This is a genomic window from Candidatus Avoscillospira sp. LCP25S3_F1 (assembly GCF_052117125.1).
GTDB lineage: Bacteria > Bacillota > Clostridia > Oscillospirales > Oscillospiraceae > Avoscillospira_A.
In genome coordinates this window covers 1-18,353 of sequence record NZ_JBQKJT010000018.1, presented here as the reverse complement: position 1 = coordinate 18,353, position 18,353 = coordinate 1, and the positions used below count along the sequence as shown (strand labels likewise).

General features: G+C 58.1%; 18 protein-coding genes and 1 tRNA gene. 8 read left to right on the top strand and 11 right to left on the bottom strand.

Annotated elements, in window-relative coordinates; all coding sequences use genetic code 11:
* Window positions 1-115: 115 nt before the first annotated feature.
* The 4 genes from ACTQ33_RS13905 (at window position 116) to ACTQ33_RS13890 (ending at window position 3,085) form a co-directional block, all read left to right on the top strand.
* Entirely contained in the window at window positions 116-1,129 is a 1,014-nt protein-coding gene (locus tag ACTQ33_RS13905) for a methionine ABC transporter ATP-binding protein (protein ID WP_441465175.1), read from the top strand.
* A complete protein-coding gene (locus ACTQ33_RS13900; RefSeq protein ID WP_441465174.1) occupies window positions 1,122-1,790 on the top strand; it encodes a methionine ABC transporter permease in 669 nt (222 codons plus the stop codon). The genes ACTQ33_RS13905 and ACTQ33_RS13900 overlap by 8 nt, the downstream gene beginning before the upstream one ends.
* A gap of 21 nt (window positions 1,791-1,811) precedes the next feature.
* Window positions 1,812-2,684, top strand: a complete 873-nt coding sequence (locus ACTQ33_RS13895; protein WP_441465173.1) for a MetQ/NlpA family ABC transporter substrate-binding protein — start codon at window positions 1,812-1,814, stop codon at window positions 2,682-2,684.
* A gap of 155 nt (window positions 2,685-2,839) precedes the next feature.
* On the top strand, window positions 2,840-3,085 hold the full coding sequence (locus tag ACTQ33_RS13890) for a PF20097 family protein (RefSeq protein WP_441465172.1): 246 nt from the start codon (window positions 2,840-2,842) through the stop codon (window positions 3,083-3,085).
* Window positions 3,086-3,199: 114 nt separating this feature from the next.
* Here the strand turns inward: ACTQ33_RS13890 and ACTQ33_RS13885 are convergent, their stop codons facing one another.
* Together ACTQ33_RS13885 and ACTQ33_RS13880 are read right to left on the bottom strand one after the other, a co-directional pair.
* Window positions 3,200-4,810, bottom strand: coding sequence for an MBL fold metallo-hydrolase RNA specificity domain-containing protein (locus tag ACTQ33_RS13885; RefSeq protein WP_441465171.1), 1,611 nt, complete (start codon window positions 4,808-4,810; stop codon window positions 3,200-3,202).
* A 40-nt stretch (window positions 4,811-4,850) separates the two neighbouring features.
* Entirely contained in the window at window positions 4,851-5,714 is an 864-nt protein-coding gene (locus ACTQ33_RS13880) for an amidohydrolase family protein (protein ID WP_441465170.1), read from the bottom strand.
* Between the two features lie 199 nt (window positions 5,715-5,913).
* Here ACTQ33_RS13880 and ACTQ33_RS13875 point away from each other — a divergent pair, with 199 nt between their 5' ends.
* Complete coding sequence (locus tag ACTQ33_RS13875) at window positions 5,914-7,191, top strand: aminotransferase class I/II-fold pyridoxal phosphate-dependent enzyme (RefSeq protein WP_441465169.1); 1,278 nt, start codon at window positions 5,914-5,916, stop codon at window positions 7,189-7,191.
* A 58-nt stretch (window positions 7,192-7,249) separates the two neighbouring features.
* Entirely contained in the window at window positions 7,250-8,200 is a 951-nt protein-coding gene (locus ACTQ33_RS13870) for a Gfo/Idh/MocA family protein (protein WP_441465168.1), read from the top strand.
* A 48-nt stretch (window positions 8,201-8,248) separates the two neighbouring features.
* Here the strand turns inward: ACTQ33_RS13870 and rd are convergent, their stop codons facing one another.
* The 3 genes from rd to ACTQ33_RS13855 form a co-directional block, all read right to left on the bottom strand.
* Complete coding sequence (gene rd / locus ACTQ33_RS13865) at window positions 8,249-8,410, bottom strand: rubredoxin (protein WP_441465167.1); 162 nt, start codon at window positions 8,408-8,410, stop codon at window positions 8,249-8,251.
* A 38-nt stretch (window positions 8,411-8,448) separates the two neighbouring features.
* On the bottom strand, window positions 8,449-10,290 hold the full coding sequence (locus ACTQ33_RS13860; RefSeq protein ID WP_441465166.1) for a flavin reductase: 1,842 nt from the start codon (window positions 10,288-10,290) through the stop codon (window positions 8,449-8,451).
* A gap of 100 nt (window positions 10,291-10,390) precedes the next feature.
* Window positions 10,391-11,044 carry a Crp/Fnr family transcriptional regulator gene (locus tag ACTQ33_RS13855; protein WP_441465165.1) on the bottom strand — a complete coding sequence of 218 codons (654 nt, stop codon included), beginning with the start codon at window positions 11,042-11,044 and terminating at the stop codon, window positions 10,391-10,393.
* 89 nt (window positions 11,045-11,133) lie between these two features.
* On the opposite strand from ACTQ33_RS13855, the gene ACTQ33_RS13850 reads away from it, so the two are divergent.
* A complete protein-coding gene (locus tag ACTQ33_RS13850; protein ID WP_441465164.1) occupies window positions 11,134-11,820 on the top strand; it encodes a 4Fe-4S dicluster domain-containing protein in 687 nt (228 codons plus the stop codon).
* A 132-nt stretch (window positions 11,821-11,952) separates the two neighbouring features.
* Here ACTQ33_RS13850 and ACTQ33_RS13845 read toward each other — a convergent pair whose 3' ends face one another.
* The 5 genes from ACTQ33_RS13845 to ACTQ33_RS13825 form a co-directional block, all read right to left on the bottom strand.
* On the bottom strand, window positions 11,953-12,600 hold the full coding sequence (locus tag ACTQ33_RS13845; protein ID WP_441465163.1) for a PilZ domain-containing protein: 648 nt from the start codon (window positions 12,598-12,600) through the stop codon (window positions 11,953-11,955).
* Window positions 12,601-12,646: 46 nt separating this feature from the next.
* On the bottom strand, window positions 12,647-13,966 hold the full coding sequence (locus tag ACTQ33_RS13840; RefSeq protein ID WP_441465162.1) for a sodium-dependent transporter: 1,320 nt from the start codon (window positions 13,964-13,966) through the stop codon (window positions 12,647-12,649).
* Between the two features lie 154 nt (window positions 13,967-14,120).
* Window positions 14,121-14,495: a response regulator gene (locus tag ACTQ33_RS13835; RefSeq protein ID WP_441465161.1), complete on the bottom strand. Its 375-nt coding sequence runs from the start codon at window positions 14,493-14,495 to the stop codon at window positions 14,121-14,123.
* 80 nt (window positions 14,496-14,575) lie between these two features.
* A complete protein-coding gene (locus ACTQ33_RS13830) occupies window positions 14,576-15,058 on the bottom strand; it encodes a chemotaxis protein CheX (RefSeq protein WP_441465160.1) in 483 nt (160 codons plus the stop codon).
* A gap of 20 nt (window positions 15,059-15,078) precedes the next feature.
* Window positions 15,079-16,719 carry a DUF342 domain-containing protein gene (locus ACTQ33_RS13825; protein WP_441465159.1) on the bottom strand — a complete coding sequence of 547 codons (1,641 nt, stop codon included), beginning with the start codon at window positions 16,717-16,719 and terminating at the stop codon, window positions 15,079-15,081.
* Window positions 16,720-17,272: 553 nt separating this feature from the next.
* Between ACTQ33_RS13825 and ACTQ33_RS13820 the strand changes: the two genes are divergently transcribed.
* Window positions 17,273-17,348: transfer RNA gene (locus ACTQ33_RS13820), tRNA-Ala, on the top strand.
* A gap of 91 nt (window positions 17,349-17,439) precedes the next feature.
* On the opposite strand, the gene ACTQ33_RS13815 is transcribed toward ACTQ33_RS13820, so the two are convergent.
* Entirely contained in the window at window positions 17,440-17,562 is a 123-nt protein-coding gene (locus ACTQ33_RS13815) for a hypothetical protein (RefSeq protein WP_441465158.1), read from the bottom strand.
* Between the last annotated feature and the right edge of the window lie 791 nt (window positions 17,563-18,353).

Genomic DNA, 18,353 nt, shown 5'->3' with positions numbered 1-18,353 from the left:
CAGCGGTGAACCAAGGTGGTACCACGGTGGAGTTTTTCTGTCGTCCTTGATCGAAGATCAAGGGCGTTTTTTTGTACCCTTATGACATTTTTTCAACGAAAGGAGCCTATGGCCCATGGCAGAACCGATCATTCAGATTCGCGACCTGACCAAGACCTTCGGCCAGGGGGCGGGCGCAGTCCACGCCCTGGAGCACATCTCCCTGAATATTGAAAAAGGGGAGATTTTCGGCATCATCGGCCTGTCCGGCGCCGGTAAAAGTACGCTGGTGCGCTGTATGAATCTGCTGGAGCGGCCCACCGCCGGCAGTGTGGTGGTGGATGGCCAGGAACTGACCCAGCTCAGCGACCGGCAGCTGCGCAAAGCCCGCCAGTCCATCGGCATGATCTTTCAGGGCTTCAATCTGCTGATGCAGCGGACGGCCCTGGACAATATCTGTTTTCCCCTGGAGCTGACGGGCGTGCCCAAGGCCCAGGCCCGGAAAAAGGCCCGGGAGCTGCTGGAAGTCGTGGGCCTGGGCGACCGGGAGAATGCCTACCCGGCCCAGATGTCCGGCGGCCAGAAGCAGCGCATTGCCATTGCGAGAGCCTTGGCCACGGACCCCAAGGTGCTGCTGTGCGACGAGGCCACGTCGGCGTTGGACCCCACCACGACCCTGTCCATTCTGGAGCTGCTCAAGGACCTGAACCAGAAACTGGGCGTCACAGTAGTCATCATCACCCATGAGATGAAGGTGGTGGAGCGCATTTGCCACCGGGTAGCCATCCTCAGCGGCGGTGTGGTGGCCGAGCAGGGCGAAGTGGCGGAGATTTTCGCCAATCCCCAGTCGGAAATCGGCCGCCAGCTGGTGTACCCCGGCGGCGTCAAGCTGGAGGCTTTGCGGGAATCCCGGGTCATCCGCATTGCCTTCAACGGCGGCTCCTCGTATGAACCGCTCATTGCGTCCCTGGCCATCGACTGCGGTGTGAAAGTCAACATCCTCGGCGCGGATACCCGCAACATCGAAGGCAAGGCCTTCGGCACGATGCTGCTGGGCCTGCCCCAGGACCCCACAGAGGCTGCAAAAGCGGTCAACTATATCCAATCCCAACCCAACGTGACGATGGAGGAGGTGCCGGACCATGGCTGAATTTTGGAGTGAATACGGCGGACTGATTCTGGAAGGTCTTCGGGACACGTCCATTATGGTGGTGGCGTCCACCATCTTCGCCTATATCATTGGCTTGCCCCTGGGTGTGCTGCTGATCGTCACCCGCCCCGGCGGCATCTGGGAGCATCCCTGGCTCAACCGCGTTGTGGGCTGGATTATCAACATCGGCCGGTCCATCCCCTTTATCATTTTGATGATTCTGCTGCTGGACTTCACAAAGTTTCTGGTGGGTACCAAAATCGGCGTGCGCGGCGCGATTCCGCCCCTGGTGATTTCCGCCGCCCCATTCATCGCCCGGATGGTGGAGTCGTCCCTGTCGGAAGTGGACGGCGGTGTGGTGGAGGCGGCCCAGTCCATGGGCGCTTCCACATGGCAGATCGTCCGGAAGGTCTACTTGCCCGAGGCCCGGCCGTCCCTGATTCTGGGCGCGGCGGTGTCCATCGTCACCATCATCGCTTATACAACCATTGCCGGTACGGTTGGCGCGGGGGGACTGGGCGATCTGGCTGTCCGCTACGGCTATGTCCGCAGAGTGCCGGAGATGTTGGCAGCCACCGTAATCCTGATTATTGTCATGGTGCAGATCATTCAATCGTTGTTCAGCTGGCTTTCTACAAAGCTGGATAAGAGACTTCGCTAAGCTGCAAGGAGGAAACTGAAAATGAAAAAATTCATCGCAACACTGCTGGCCTTTGGCCTGGTGGCAACTCTGGGCGCCTGCGGCGCCAAGGAGTCCGAGACGACCAACCCGCCTGCCGCCACCGGAGAAACCGGCGCCACGGACACTACGGAGACCACAGAATTGCAGACCATCAAAGTGGCTGCCACGCCGGTACCCCATGCCGAGATTCTCAATGCGTGTGTCGATATGATGGCCGAGAAAGGCTACAAGCTGGAGGTTACCGAGTACAGCGACTACATCATCCCCAATACCGCCGTGGAGGACGGGGAAGAAGACGCCAACTTCTTCCAGCACACCCCCTACCTGGACCAGTTCAACACCGACAACGGTACCCATCTGGTCAGCGTGGCCAAGATTCACTATGAGCCCATGGGCATCTATCCCGGCAAGTCCGCTTCCATTGAGGAAGTGCCCGACGGCGGCACCGTGGCTGTGCCCAACGACGTGACCAACGAGGCCCGCGCCTTACAGCTGCTGGCCGCCCAGGGCCTCATTGAGATTGACCCGGAGGCGGGTCTGAATGCCACCCCCAAGGACATCACTTCCAATCCCAAGAACCTGGAGTTCACCGAACTGGAGGCCGCTATGCTGCCCAATACCGTGGAAGAGTTTGACCTTAACGTCATTAACTCCAACTTTGCAATGGCCGCCGGTCTGAACCCTGCCACCGACGCTCTGGCCTCTGAGGGCGCCGACTCCGAGGGCGCGCAGACCTATGCCAATGTGCTGGTGGTCAAGGAGGGCAACGAGGACAATGAGGCCGTCAAGGCTCTGATTGAGTGCCTGACCTCCGACGAGACTCGGGCTTTCATCGAGGAGACCTACGGCGGCGCTGTGGTCCCGGTATTCTAAGAGATACTGCCCCCCACTGTTTCTCTCTGGGAAATGGTGGGGGGTTCTTCTGCAATGGAATGCCTTTACAGGCGGGATGCAAGCTGATATAATGACGAAATAAAGCGGTGCTTTATTATATTGTTGCTGTGGAGCAAGGGACGGGGATCGTTGCTATGAAATGTATGTTATGTGGCGCAGAGATGCAGCAAGGAGGCATTGTGGCAAATGGCATTACAGTCGTGTGGGTGCCGTGCCGGGAGTTTCAAAAAAAGGGACTGCGCAAATTGATCTATGAAGGCGGAAAGTCCATCGGACACAGTACCGTAAGTGATATGGTTTTTGGTCAGACAAGAATACCAAATGCGTATTATTGCGAGCACTGCAACAAGATCATAGGGATTTTTGACGTCAAAAGGTAAGCAGCCGGCAATGATGCGGCGCTCTCTTCCATTGCATAGCAAAAAGTATCGGGAATCGCCGGAAAGACGATTCCCGATACTTTTTGCACATTTGATACCAGAATCTGAGACGGCTTATCTGTCCCACTTGTCGATGAGGGATTTGATCTGATCGGCAAACTTGCCCAAATCCTTGTTGGAGCCGCCCCGGTTGTGTTCCACCGCCAGCAGCAGTTCCTTTGCCATCTGTTCCAGACGGCGATAGGCCGGGGAAGCGGGCTGCACCGGCTTGGCCTTGGCCGCAGCCGTGGGACGGACCCGGGCCGTACCGGCTTCCACCACCCGATTCTCCAGCAGGTCATAAACCTCGCCGGGCAGAGGTGCATGGGCCGGAATGTGGTGATCGGTCAGCAGCTGGGCGTATTCCTCCGTCACCTCGTCCTGGCCGTGGACCACAAAGGTGTGACGGGGGGCCGGGTCGAAGTTCTGCGCCCAGGCCAGCAGGTGAGAGCGGTCGGCGTGGGAGGACAGGCCGTGAAGCACATAGATATTGGCGTTGACCTCAATTTCCTCGCCAAAGAGCTTGACGCGCTTGACGCCGTCCAGCAGGGACCGTCCCAGAGTCCCCTCGGCCTGGTAGCCCACAAAGACCACTGCGCACTCCCGCCGCCAGAGGTTGTGTTTCAGATGGTGCCGCACACGGCCCGCGTCGCACATGCCGGCGGCGGAGATGATGACCCGGGGCGTGGGGTCCGTGTTCAAGGCCCGGGACTCCTCCACGCCGGGAATCAGCCGCAGGCCGGGGAAGGTGAACAGGTCCCGTTCCCGGATGGTGGCCAGTGCTTCCTCGTCCAGATAGCCCCGCAGGTCGCCGGAATAAATGCGGGTGGCTTCATTGGCCAGGGGGCTGTCCACTACCACTTCAAAGTGGGGGACGCTTTTGACCATGTTCTGCTCCTTCATCTCCCGGATTTTATAGAGCAGTTCCTGAGTGCGGCCCACGGCAAAGGAGGGAATCACCACATTGCCGCCGTTGCCCAGGGTGTCGTCGATGATCTGGGCCAGTCGGGCCGTGTAGTCCTCCCGGTCCTCGTGCTCCCGGTTGCCATACGTACTTTCTGTCACGAGATAGTCCGCGTCGTAAATGGGCTGGGGGTCCCGGATGATGGGCTGATCGGTGTTGCCCAGGTCGCCGGTGAAGACAATCTTGCGGGAGGAACCGTTTTCTGTCAGCCACAGTTCGATGGCGGCGGAGCCCAGCAGATGGCCCGCATCGGTGAACCGGGCGTGGATTTGATCGTCAATGCGGACCTCCCGGCCGTATTCACAGGGGACAATCAGTTCCAGCGTCTCCATGACGTCCTGAAGGGTATACAGAGGCTCCACCGGAGCCGCGCCGGACCGGCGGCCTTTCTGGTTTTTCCAGTTGGCGTCGCTTTCCTGAATGTGGGCCGAATCGCGGAGCATGATGTCCAGCAGTTCCCCCGTGACCCGGGTGCAGAAGATCCGGCCCCGGAAGCCCTGCTTCACCAGCAGGGGCAGGCGGCCCGTATGGTCGATGTGGGCATGGGTGACAATGACATCGTCAATGAGACTCGGTACAAATTCCAACTCGCTGTTGCTGTTATCCCATTCGTCTTTTCCCTGCTGCAATCCGCAGTCAATGAGAATTTTGCGGCCATTGCAGGTGATGCAGTGGCAGCTGCCGGTGACGGCTCTCGCCGCACCGTAAAAGGTCAGTTTCATAGAGTTTCCTCCTTTCCTGCACCTCTATTATAATGCATCCTCAACAAAAGGAAAAGCGCTCTTGGAGAAATTTTTCACCAATTTGTAAAATCTCTGTGGCCTCCGGTCCCAGAACCTCCGTCAGCAGGGCCAGCTCATCGGCGGTGCCGCTGCCGTGGGGGACCCGCCAGGCCCCGGCGTCGCTGCCCAGGGCAATGATCGCCCCATACCGGTGAGCGGCGGCGATGTTGTTCATATGGAGCCGTGTCAGCCGCTGTACATCCTCCTCTGGGAACCGTCCGGCCCCCCGGAGATTGGCGATGGTCACCAGCGTAGGCACCCAAACGGTTTTGGATTCGGCCAGTTGGTGCAAAACCTCGTCGTTGGCATAGCCGCCGTGCTCCAGGGAGTCAATGCCCGCATCCAGTGCCGCCGCCATGCGGTCCGCACCGTTGACGTGGGCCATGACGGGAAAGCCTGCGTCATGGGCGATGGCCACTAGATCGTGGACCTCCGACGGCGGCAAGGGCTCGTCGGAAATGACGCCGAAGTGGGAAAAATCCATAATGCCCGACAGCATCAGTTTGATGAAATCGGCCCCCTGGGCCTTGGCCTCGGCCACCAGCTGCCGGTATTCGTGGAGATCGTCGTAGCCCCGGCCGATGAAACTGCCGTAACGGCCCCTTCGATGGATGGGGAAGATGGGGCTGCGGTAGTCGATGCCGTATTGGGGAGCCAGCGCCTTTGCCCGGCGGCTGACGCCGAATTTGTCGCCGCCGTCCCGCAGAAAGGTGATGCCCAATTCCCGATATCGGTCCAGAGCCGCATGGATGGGGGTGTCGTCCACAGTCTCCCGATGGCGGCCCAAGGCCGCCTTGTAGTCGTATCCGTCCAATGCCAGGTGGATGTGACAGTCTCCCAGCATGTCCAATGCCTCCTTTTTTACCAGTCCACATATAGTAGACAATTGTCTTTTCTTGTGCTTCAACGATGGACTGTGTTATATTCTATACAAGAAAATACCGCAAATCCTGCAAAAAGTAAAGTAAAATGCCGTTTGACTTTATTCCATACGGACAGTAGAATACATATATAAGTACAAAAAGATTGAAAGGGGTCATACCATGACTGCATACGCAACTCTGACCGCAGCCCAGCTGCAACAGGAATATGACGTTGTTACCGCTGCCTTCCAGGCGGCCAAGGCCAAAAACCTCAAGCTGGATATGTCCCGTGGCAAGCCCGGCAAGGCGCAGCTGGACCTGGTCAGCGACATTCTGACCGTGCTCTCCACGCCGGACGATTGCGTGGCAGACGGTATGGATGTCCGCAACTACGGCGAGCTGGCCGGTGTGCCTGCCTGCCGCGCCCTCTTCGCGGAGATTCTGGGCTGCAAGCCTTCCGAGGTCTTTGCCGGCGGCAACGCCAGCCTGAACCTCATGTACGACGTGATTTCCAAGGCGTTCACCCACGGCCTGCTCCACAGCCAGCGCCCCTGGTGCAAGGAGGATGTGGTCAAGTTCCTGTGCCCGTCCCCCGGCTATGACCGCCACTTCAAGGTCGCCGAGTCCTTTGGCATGGAGCTGATCACCATTCCCATGACCGAGGAAGGCCCCGATATGGACGCCGTGGAAGAAGCCGTCAAGGACCCGGCGGTTAAGGGTATCTGGTGTGTGCCCAAGTATTCCAACCCCCAGGGCATCACCTATTCCGACGCTGTCATTGACCGTCTGGCCGCTCTGAAGCCCGCCGCCCCCGACTTCACCATCATGTGGGATAATGCCTACTGCATCCACGAGTTTGACGGCGACTTTGTGCCTTTCCGGGACATTCTCACCGTGTGCCGCGAGGCCGGTAACCCCGACATGGTCTACGAGTTCGCCTCCACCTCCAAGGTGACGCTGCCCGGCGCTGGCGTGGCGGTCTTCGCCACCTCCGAGGCCAACATGGCCTATATGCAGAAGCTGCTGACGGTCCAGGTCATCAGCTATGACAAGGTCAACCAGCTGCGCCACGTCCGCTATCTCAAGGACAAGGCCCACACTCTGGAGCTCATGAAGAAGCACGCCGCCATCATGAAGCCCAAGTTCGACGCCGTGGTGGATATGCTGGATCGGGAGATCGCGCCCCTGGGCATCGGCAGCTGGTGCCGTCCCAAAGGCGGATACTTCGTCAGCTATGACGCCATGCCCGGCACCGCCAAGCGGGCGCTGGCCCTGTGCAAGGAGGCGGGCGTGGTCATGACCGGCGCCGGCGCCACGTATCCCTATGGCAAGGACCCTCAGGACTCCAACATCCGCATTGCCCCGTCTCTGCCCCCAGTGGCCGAGCTGGAGGCCGCCATGGAGGTGTTCTGCATCTGCGTCCGTATGGCCGCGCTGGAAAAGCTCATGGGCAAATAAGTACATTTATAAAAATCCGGGCGAAAGCCCGGATTTTTTGGCAGAAGGAGGTTTTTCTGTGAAACCCATTCGATACGGTCTCCTCAGTACCTCGTCCATTGCGCCCCGGTTCGCGGCTGCCGTCCGGGCAGCGGGCGGCGGGGAAGTGGTGGCGCTGTCCTCCCGGTCCCTGGAAAAGGCAAGAGAAAAGGCGGCGGGCTGGAACATCCCCAGGGCCTACGGCAGCCATGACCAGCTGTTGGGGGACCCTAATGTGGACGTGGTGTATCTGTCCACCGTCAACGGCCAACATTACCAATGGGCCAAGGCGGCGCTGCTGGCCGGGAAGCATGTCCTGTGTGAAAAGCCCTGTACCACCTCATCCCGGCAGACGCGGGAACTGTTTGCTCTGGCCCGGCAGCGGGGCATCTTCCTGATGGAGGCTCAGAAAATGCTGTTTCTGCCCGCTGTCCTGGCGCTGAAAGAGCGGGTGGAGCGGGGCGACGTGGGAAAAATTCATCTGGCGGAGTTCCGCCACTCCTTTTCCCCCGATTATAACGGCTGGATGTTCCGCCGGGCCGACGGCGGCGGAACGCTGCTGTCCAGCGGCATCTATGTGCTGGAACTGCTGCTGTGGCTCTTTGGTCCCCTGGAGACGTGCAGCGGCGTCTGGACCCCATCGCCGGAGGGCGGCGAATGCCAGTATATGTTGGCGGGCCGTATGAATAACGGCGTCCTGTTCACGGCGGCCAACAGTACAAAAGCCATGCTCCAGGATGGGGCGCGGTTCTATGGGGAACGGGGGTATATGGACCTGCCACTCTACTGGAAAGCCCGCACTTTGACCATCCATGCCGACGGCAGGGAACCGGAGACGCTGGAATTTCCCTGTGACCATGAATTAGTTTACGAGGTGCGCCACGTGCAGGACTGTCTGACGAAAAACCATCTCACCAGTCCTGTAGTGACAGAGGAGCTGAGTGTGGCCGCCATGGAAGCCATCGAGCAAATCTATCAGAATTGGAAATAATAACCGCCCTGTGCCAAATGGCACAGGGCGGTTCGCTTGTGGCAGAGATCAGGCTTCCTCAGAGAACTGGTCCTTGCCTACGCCGCACAGAGGGCACTCAAAGTCCTCGGGCAGGTCGGCCCAGGCGGTGCCGGGGGCGATGCCGTTATCGGGATCGCCGACAGCCTCGTCGTAAACATAACCGCAAACGTCGCAAACATACTTAGCCATGGGAAATTCCTCCTAAAAATTTGAATTATGTAAATAGTTTAACCGATTTTCTCAAAATCAGCCACGCCGTGCTTGCACAGGGGGCAGATAAAGTCGGCCGGGATGTCCTCGCCCTCGTAGAAATAGCCGCAGATCTTGCAGACGTAACCCTTCTGCTCGGGGTCGGCGGGCTGGGGCTTGGGCTTGGTGTTGTCGAAGTAGTAGGCGTAGGTGATGGAGGGCTCGTTGTTCAGCACGCGGGCCTCGGTCACGTCGGCCACAAACAGAGTGTGGGTGTCATAGTCATAGGTCTCGGTGACCTTGCAGGACAGGAAGGAGTTGGCGTACTTGTTCAGGTACACCAGACCGTTTTCGCTGCGCTCGGTGCAGGCGAAGCCCTCGAACTTGTCGGTATCGCGGCCACTGTGGAAGCCGAAGCGCTGGAACAGGGCAAAGGGAGCCTCCTGGGTCAGGACGGACACGTTGAACACGCCGGTCTTGAGGATGGTATCGTGGCTCAGGTTGGCCTTGTTGACAGCGATGGTGACGCGCTTCTTCACATCGGTCAGCTGGGTGACAGTGTTGATGATGCAGCCGTTGTCCTTGTCGCCGTCCTTGGTGGTCAGCACGAAGAGGCCGTAGCTCAGCTTAAACATGGCGTTGGGCTCGATCTGCTGGGAGTGGTCGATGACCACGGGCTTGGGCATGGAGTCGGCGATGGCGTCGGCCAGGGCCTCCAGCTGCTGCCGCTGGGCGTCCTTGACAGAGGACAGGATATTTACCTGGGCGTCCAGAATGGTCATGTTCTTCATGGAGGAGATGCACTCGCGCATGAGCTGGCCAGAGGTGGGAGCCCAGGAACCGTTCTGGATGATGCCCACCACGCGGTTTTGCAGGTTATGGTGCTGCAAATCGGTGAGGACCGTCTCCATGTTGGCGAAGATATTGGCGTTGTAGGTGGTGGAGGCGAAGACCAGATGGCTGCAACGGAAGGCCTCGGCCACGATGACGGAGGGATGAGTCACGGAGACGTCGTACATGACAACGTTGCGGATGCCGCGGTCGGCCAGCTCATTGGCCAGGATGGTGGCGGCGTTCTCGGTGTTGCCGTACACGGAGCCGTAGGCGATCATGACGGCGTTTTCCTCAGGCTGGTAACGGCTCCAATGCTGGTACTTGTCGATGAACCAGCCGATGTTCTTGCGCCACACGGGACCGTGCAGGGGGCAGATCATCTCGATCTCGATGGTGGCAGCCTTCTTCAGCAGCGCCTGGACCTGGGTGCCGTACTTGCCGACAATGTTGGTGAAGTAGCGGCGCATATCGTCCAGCCACTCGGTCTCAAAGTTGACTTCGTCGGCGAAGATGTTGCCGTTGAGGGCGCCGAAGGTGCCGAAGGCATCGGCGGAGAACAACGTCTTGGTGGTGACATCATAGGTCACCATGGCCTCGGGCCAGTGGACCATGGTCGCCATGACAAACGTAAAGGTATGCTTACCGGTGCAGAGGGTGTCGAATTCCTTGACTTCCAGGGAACGGGAATCCACGTCAAAGGTGAAGAAGTTACGCAGCATGGGAATGGTCTTGGCGTTGCCCACGACGGTGACGCCGGGATAACGGCGGACGACTTCCTCGACGGTGGCACAGTGGTCGGGCTCCATGTGGTTGACCACCAGATAGTCCAGGGGCCGGCCATTCAGCACATGCTCCAGGTTCTCAAAGAACTGGGTGCTGACGGAGTGGTCCACGGTATCCATCAGAACGGTCTTCTCGTCCAGCACCACGTAGGCGTTGTAGGACACGCCGCGGGAGATGGGGTAAATATTTTCAAACAGGGCCAGACGGCGGTCGCTGGCACCTACCCAGTAGAGATCTTCCTGTAATTTCTTCACACAATACATGGGTCAGATTGCCTCCTTGATGATTTCTATAATATAATAACATTGATTCCTAAAATTGTCTGTTGGATTTCTAACAAATTGGAAAAAATTTTAGCTTTTTTTATAATAATGTAAACCGGTTTTTGTGGAATTCCAGCAATCCCTCCTTGCGCAGCTTGCCCAGCTCCGTAGACATGGCGCTGCGGTCCACGCTGAGATAGTCGGCCAGTTCCTGGCGGTTGTAGGGGATGGTGAAGCTGCTGCCGCCGCTCTGGGCTGCCTGCTCGGAAAAGTAGGACAGGAGCTTTTCTCTGGTAGTCCGCTTGACCAGATGGGAGATTTTATTGGTGAGCATCAGGTTTTTCCGGGCGATGAGGGACAGCATATTCTGGATCAGCGCCGCGTGGAACGGGCAGGCATTGGGACAGGTGGTGGTGACCTTCCGGTAGTTGAGGAACAGAATTTCGCTCCGTTCCGCTGCCACCACGCTGACGGGCATGGAGGGGACATCGATGCAGGAACAGGCTTCCCCAAAGATACCTCCGACGCCGATTTTGGTGATGATGGCACGGTTGCCCCAATAGTCTTCCTTAATCAGATTGACGCTGCCCCGAAGCACCACGCCCAATTCCCGGGGCGGTTCCTCGGCGGTACAGATATAGGCCTCCCGCTCGTAGGTACGCTGGTGGATGGACAGACAAGTAAGCATTTTGCCGATGTCCTCCGGGTCCACGCCGGCAAACAGGGGGGAGGCGGCCAAAATTCGCGGTTCCAAATCCATCGCTCCTTACCGTTGGAAATACAACAGAACGTGCAACCATATTATGATACAATTCTCCTATAAAGTCAAGGAGGCAACGGCAAATGATCCGTAAAATTATACACATTGATACGACGGCCTGCAATGGCTGCGGGGCCTGCGTGACCGCGTGTCACGAAGGGGCCATTGAATTGGTGGACGGCAAGGCCCGGCTGACCCGGGAACACTACTGCGACGGCCTGGGCGACTGCCTGCCCGCCTGCCCCACCGGGGCCATCACCTTTGAGGAGCGGGAGGCCCCGGCCTATGACGAGGCGGCGGTTCTGGCCGAAAAGGCCCGGAAGCAGCAGCGCCATGGGGGCGGATGTCCCGGCAGCCGGGCCATGGCCTTCCAGCGGGACGAGGCTCCGGCCCCGGCGGGGGAGCAGCCTTCCCGGCTGCGTCAGTGGCCGGTGCAGATTCAGCTGGCTCCCATCCACGCACCGTATTTTGACGGATGCGACCTGCTGGTGGCCGCCGATTGCACGGCCTTTGCCTACGGGGCCTTCCATGAGAAGCTCCTGAAAGGGAAAATCGTCCTGGTGGGCTGTCCCAAGCTGGACGCGGTGCAGTACGAGGAGAAATTGGAAGCCATCTTCCAATCCAATGACATCCGCACTGTCACCGTGGCCCGTATGGAGGTACCCTGCTGCGGCGGCCTGGAACGGGCGGTCCGCACGGCGCTGGAGCGCAGCGGCAAGGCCGTGGCCTGCCATGTGGTCACCATTTCCACCGACGGCCGCATTTTGTAAGGGCAATCCCAGTTGGACCATATGGCAAGTAGACGCGCCGGAGGCTTTTGCCTCCGGCGCGTCTACTTGTTAAAACTGCCGTTTTGCCAGTTGCGTCAAGAAATCGACATGGGAACATGGCGGCCACTGCATTCAATCGGTGCGGATTTTGGAACACTGCAGCGCGAAGATATCGCTGAGCAGCCGCTGCTGGTTGCTGTCGTCCGGATGGAGGAAGCGGCAGCCATAAACGTTTTGCTGCATTGCGTTGCGGCGCGGAATTTTTCGCACCACAACGCAGTCCAGATCATGGGTGGGACCGTCGGGATAGAGCTGTTGTTCCGTGATCTGGATGGAGTCGCCCACCTGATAGTCCATCGGCGTGTGCAGACACAGGCCGCCGGCGCTGATATCCACCAACGTGCAGTCGTGTTGGACCGGCTGGCCGTTGTGGGAGATAATGACGGTTTGTAGCTGGATGGGCTCTCGGAAGTATTCGCGTTCGTTGGATTTGTAGGTAATGGACTGAGGCAGCATGAAAAAATGATCGGCTGAGGCATTGATCACCATACCGTGAATCATAATGAATTGTTTGGAATCCTGACTGTCCTGAAGCCGAAGATAAATTTTACTGGCCGGCTTCAGCGTCCAGTAGGGACAGCAGGTGTCGGGATCGTATAGGATGTTGATACGGAGGGTGCTGCTGTACTGTGCGATCTGTCCGGGAAAGAGGGCTTCACTGGCATCGTTGTATACCAGACAGGTGCTGTTCACAAATTGGTGGAGTTGATCCAGTTCCATAATGATCGATAACCTTCTTTCTGATCTGTGGGGGGGGACACGGCGCTCAGCCGATGCCGCCCAGGACGATACCCAAAATCAGCACCAGCAGCGTCACGCCGCAGAAGCCGTATTTTGCCAGGGGATAAAACCAACTGCCCAGGGGCTTGGAACGAGCCAGATTCACCTGTTCCAGTACATACTCTTTCCGGCACAGCCAGAAGAAGCAGACACCGGCCAGCAGGGCGCCCAAGGGGCAGATATAGATGGAGCAGACGTCCATCCAGGGGGAGACGATGGGGGCGATGAGCAAACTCACCCCAGCGCCCACCACCGCCACAGCGGCGGGCCGCCCCAGGCGGAACAGCTCCTGCAAGGTGGCAATGGGCGATTCGAACAGGTTGATCAGAGAGGTCATGGCCGCAAAGACCACGGCCAGAAAGAACAGCGCCAGCAGCACCGCGCCGCCGGGAATCTCCCGCAGGACGTTGGGCAGATAAATGAACAGCAGGCCCGGGCCGCCCTCGCTGAGGTTCCGGCCGGTGACGGCCATGGCCGGGATGATGACCAGAGCGGCCAGCATGGCGGCACAGGTGTCGAAGAAGGCTACGGCCTTGGCATCGCTGGGGATGTTGGCATCCCGGCTCAGATAGGAACCGTAGATCAGTGTTCCGTTACCGGCTACCGACAGAGAGAAAAAGGCCTGGCCCAATGCGTAGACCCAGACCAGGGGATCGGCCAGTCCCTTGGGGTCCAGGACAAAGATATACCGGTAGGCTGCTGCCGCACCGGGGCGGGTAAAAATGTAGACAGCCAGACCGATGAACAGCACATAAAACAGTGGCATCATGATTTTATTGGCCTTTTCAATGCCGCGGCCTACGCCCAGCGCCAGAATCACCATGGTCAACGCCAGTCCCACCATCTGCCACAGACCGTTGGAGGCGGCGGCGCCGTTGAAAAAGGCGGCATAGTCATCCACGCCGGCCATACCGGAGAAACTGCCGATCAGGGCGCTGAACAGATATTTGAAAATCCAGCCAACCACCACAGAATAGCCGATGGCCAGGGCCAGGGAGCCCAGCACCGGCAGCAGTCCCAGGAGCTTGCCGGGCGTTTCCGAGCCGAAGCGCTGCCGTGTGGCCAGGCCGAAGGCATCGATGGGGCCGGAGCGGGCGGCCCGTCCGAAGGCCATTTCACCGATGACGCCGGTGGACCCGATGATGACCACAAAGAGCAGATAGGGAATTAGAAATGTTGCCCCGCCATAGGCGGAAATCCGGGCCGGAAACAGCCAGATGTTACCCATACCCACGGCGGAGCCGATACAGGCCAGGATGAACCCCCATTTGGAGCCCCAGGCGTCGCGTTTTTTGCTGTGTGCCATCGGAATAATTCCTTTCTTACATTAAATCGCTATATCCAAGAGAAATACTGCGTTTATTTTATCATAAAATGGCCACGATGCAAAGGGAAAAAAAGCCCCACCAGTTGAGACGCCAAAGGGTCCCGGGCTGGCGGGGAAGCAGGGGAGGAGCGTGTCAGATGGCTGCCGGAGCAAAGGCCTGCTCCAGAGCCGACAGAACCTGCGTATCCTGAAACGGTTTATAGACAAAGCCCAGGGCGCCGATGCGCTTGGCCTCGTCGATGGTGTCGTCGTAGGCCAGGGAAGAGATCATCAGGATCTTGGCATCGGGGTGGGTCTCCAGCAGCAGCCGGGCCGCGTCGAGGCCGTCCATACCGGGCATGACGATGTCCATGGTCACCAGATCGGGCCGGACCTTGTCATAGGCCGCCAGGGCCTCCTCGGCGCTCTGGCAGCAGGCTGCCACTTCATATTCTGTATTGGAAATAATCTGTTGTAACTGTAACTGGGCGATTCTGGAATCATCCACCACCATGATTTTTTTCGACATTTGTTAATCGCTCCTTTATTCTGTCTGCAGCACGTCTGCGGGCACATAGACCGGACGCGCCGGTTCAATGGGTCGGTCGGTCAGGCCTGGCAGACCTGGTCTTCGGGGGTGAGAAGGCCCAGGAACATGAGCTGGGCTTTCTCATTGCTGCCGCCGCTGTAGCCCAGTACGCAGCTGCCGGACTGCGGCGTCTCAGGAATATAGGCGCCGGTATGGAACCGGGGGGCATGGAACCGGGACGAAATTCGGGCGGACTGATAGAGTCCTGCGGCGATGCGGCCGCAGACGACATTGAAATATTCAAGGGCCACGTCCTGTACATCCTGTTCCGTCACCTGTTCCGAACGCATGATGATACGGGCCAGACGCACCAGCAGCGCCGTGTCGGCGCACAGTACCAACGTGGCGTTGCAGCCGCCCTCCAGGGTGGTGTGGACGGTGCAGACGTTGTCGGAAAGGGCGGTCTCCTCCCGCAGCAGATCGATGCCTGCGAAGCGAATGGTGGTGTCCTGCATGCACTGATGAATGATCTCCTGCAATTCCTTAAGCTGTTGCGAAGTCATTGGCAACCCTTCTCTAAAACTTACAGCCAACCCACATGGCCGTCGGTCACGCCGATGGCGCAGGGCTGGGTGATCTGATCCACAGGTACGTCCCTGTGGCGAATGGTAACGACGGTGCCGGGATAGGCGGTGTCGCAGAGCAGGCGGCAGTCTTCTGTCTCCAGCGCTTTGGCCGCGGCTTCCAGCTCCCGGTCGAATTTTTCCAGCTTCAGCTTGGCCACACCCTGGTGCAGCTTCAGCTTGGGCAGCTGCCGGACGGCTTCCTCGTCGGTCCGGCGGCTCAGTTCTGCAATGGTTTGGTCGGCGTCCTCGATCTCCTGCAATACCTGTGCCCGCTCGGCCTCTTCGCAGGGTTGGCCGCCCAGAAAAATATGGGTGGGCCGGTGGGCCTGGGACCCTACCATGGTGGCGGAGACTTCCCGGGTGGCCCGGACCGTGCCGCCGATGATGGCGCCCAGCCCCGTGCGGACCCGCACCAGGTCGTTGCTGTACAGTTCACAGCGGATGATACAGTCGGCCTGGATGCTTTCGCGGGCGTAGACGGTGCAGTGATCGAGGTACTTGGCATACACGGACCGCTGGGCACGCAGCATGGCCCGGTTTACGCCCTGGGCGCCGCTGGACAGGATGATATTCTCACCGGCCTCAATGGTACAGGCTCCCACAGCGCCGTCCACCTGCACGGTGCCGACGGCGTAAACGGAAGCGCCGTCGGGCAGATCGCCGTGGATGTGGATATCGCCCAGAAATTTGACCACCTGTTGGGGGGAGACGGGAGGCTCCCGAAGCTCCAGAACCGGTTTCACCTGAAAGCTGCGGCCGGAGAACACCACATGGCCCCGGCAGGCGGCCACCAGATGCAATCCGTCTTCGGACAGACAGGTGTTGCGGCCCTGGGGCACGGTGACGGTCCGGCCGTCGGGGGCGTCCAGGGGCCGGCCGGTGACGGTGAGGCCCGGCGTGCCCTTGGTGGCCGGGAAGATGTCGCAGATCACGTCGTTTTCTCCGATGTCCCGCACCAGATGCAGGGATTCATAATCCTCATGGGCCAGAACATCCACCTGGACCTCCGCGCCGATGGAGCGGGGAAAATGGTCTACAATGCGGCCGTCCCGGCCGGGGATGGGCGCCGTGCCCGCAGCGATGGGCACCATGCGGAAATGGCGTTGGGGCAGCGTGGGAAGCTGCCGCAGAGTATCCCATTGGATGCCGGTGGTGATATTGTGCCGCAACAGCGCCTGTTGCAGCCGGGCATTGGTCAGCGCCCGGCCCTGTCCCACGGCGGGGAACAAAAACAGCCACGCCGCCAGCTCATCCCGGGTCAGAAAGACCAGGGCTCGTTCGTTCAGAGCGTCCGGTGACGCGGCCAGGGCTTCCAGCCGGGCCTGGGCCGCATCGTTGAGCAGCAGCTGAAGCCGTTGGTGCTCCCGGGGCAGATTGTCGCCCAGCAGGGCGCCGCATGGGTCCTCGCCGGACACAAGGCTCAGGCGCAGCGGTTCCTCATCGTCGCCGCCCCGCCAGAGATGGTAGAGCTTCCATAGGGCTTGCCCGGGGGAAAAGGTTATAAAAGGAGGGGACTGCGGCGGCTCAGGGGCCCGTCCGGAAACAGGGGAAGGGACGTCATGGGAATGCTGCGCCGAAAGGGTGTCCTGAAAACACAATGCCGATCACCTCTTTGCTGCGGTCCGCGGGGTCCTGTGGGACCGGCTGCGGACGAGAAATGCAAATTTGTATACTCATTTATTATATCGTCTGATTTTGAAAAACGTTAATATTCCCCCAATGGTTCATGGGAAATAATTTTGCAGATTCATGGATATAGCGTCTTTCCACGGCCGCAGATAAACCGTCTGCGCCTTGATCCTCCAGACATTCCCGGGAGACGATGTATTTAAATGATACCAAAAGCTGGGAGTTACAGCATATGGAAAAACTCCTTTTATAACGGAAATATTGCCCTTGGTTGTACCATGTATTCCATCCTATTGTGTTGGAGCATGTTGTGTGTTTGCCGGACGGGTTCCAAGAGCGTAAAAAATCTTGTGGTATTTTTTCAAAAATGGTTGACAAAGTGTGAGGGACGAGATATAATATCAAAGCACTCAGGAGTGCATAACAAAATATGGGGGTATAGCTCAGCTGGGAGCCCGGTTGAAGCGGTTACACACCCCTCTCGAAAATTGAATAAGAAATACTCAGCACACCCTTTTATTTGGGGGTATAGCTCAGCTGGGAGAGCGCTTGAATGGCATTCAAGAGGTCAGCGGTTCGATCCCGCTTATCTCCACCAAACTTTGGTGTGCTGAGTATTCTTAGATAACCTGCTTCATGCGAAGCAGGTTTTTTCATGCCTGTTCCCTTTTGGGAGCGGGCTTTTTGTTTTATGCGGCAATCGTTACAATGTCCAGCCCTTCACAGAACTGCGTAAAGTCAATGTTGAAATCAATGTGCAACTTGTAGTCGCGGTAGACATCCACCCGCTTGATTAAGCAGTTGACGATCATTTTTTTGGCCTCCATACTGGCCGTGTCGTACATTTCCGCCCATGAGATTATAGGCGGCCTCGTACAGTCTGCTTGCCCGGAGCTCGTCAGCCACTTCCTCGGAAACCTCTATGTATTTGTCGTGGGTGTACCACGGATAAAAGTCTTTCAGATTGATCGTCGTCATTTGTAATTCCTCCGTTCAGATAGTTAGGGGGTGAATGGCAATCTGAACAGAGGGCGGTGGAGAACGACACCCCGGGCCGCCTTTACCTACTTCGGGACAATTTGTCCCAAAGCAGCCAAAACAAAATGCGCCTGTGTACCACAATGGCACACAGGCGCAGGAAATTACATATTCACTTCAAAGCTGACAATTTTCGCATCCGCCACCGGATTGATCCCGTCGGAAAGAGGAGCTTTTTTTGATAGGTTAGGCGGATGAAAAATGAAAGCTAACAAAGGGCACCTCCCTATGAATTATAAAAGAGCCGATAACCGCAGCTCATGGCTGACTGGTTATCGGCTCTGCGTCTATGCGTCTGGCTCTATGATAACTGATATATTAAATTGGAAGAAACTCTGCGACCTTTTCAGAAATCAGTGCAGAGAGTTCTTGAATGTTTATCACTGTTCTGAAAACAATTCTTCTACAATATCCTGTGCTTCATGCAAACAAGCATACGGAACAAAAAAACTAAGGAGCCGCTGATTAAATGAAGCATTACAGCTTATAAAGGGCAGCAATCGTGTCAAATCATGCAAGATATGCTCAAAATTCAGTCATATTTTGCTGTTTTTGCGCCATTTTG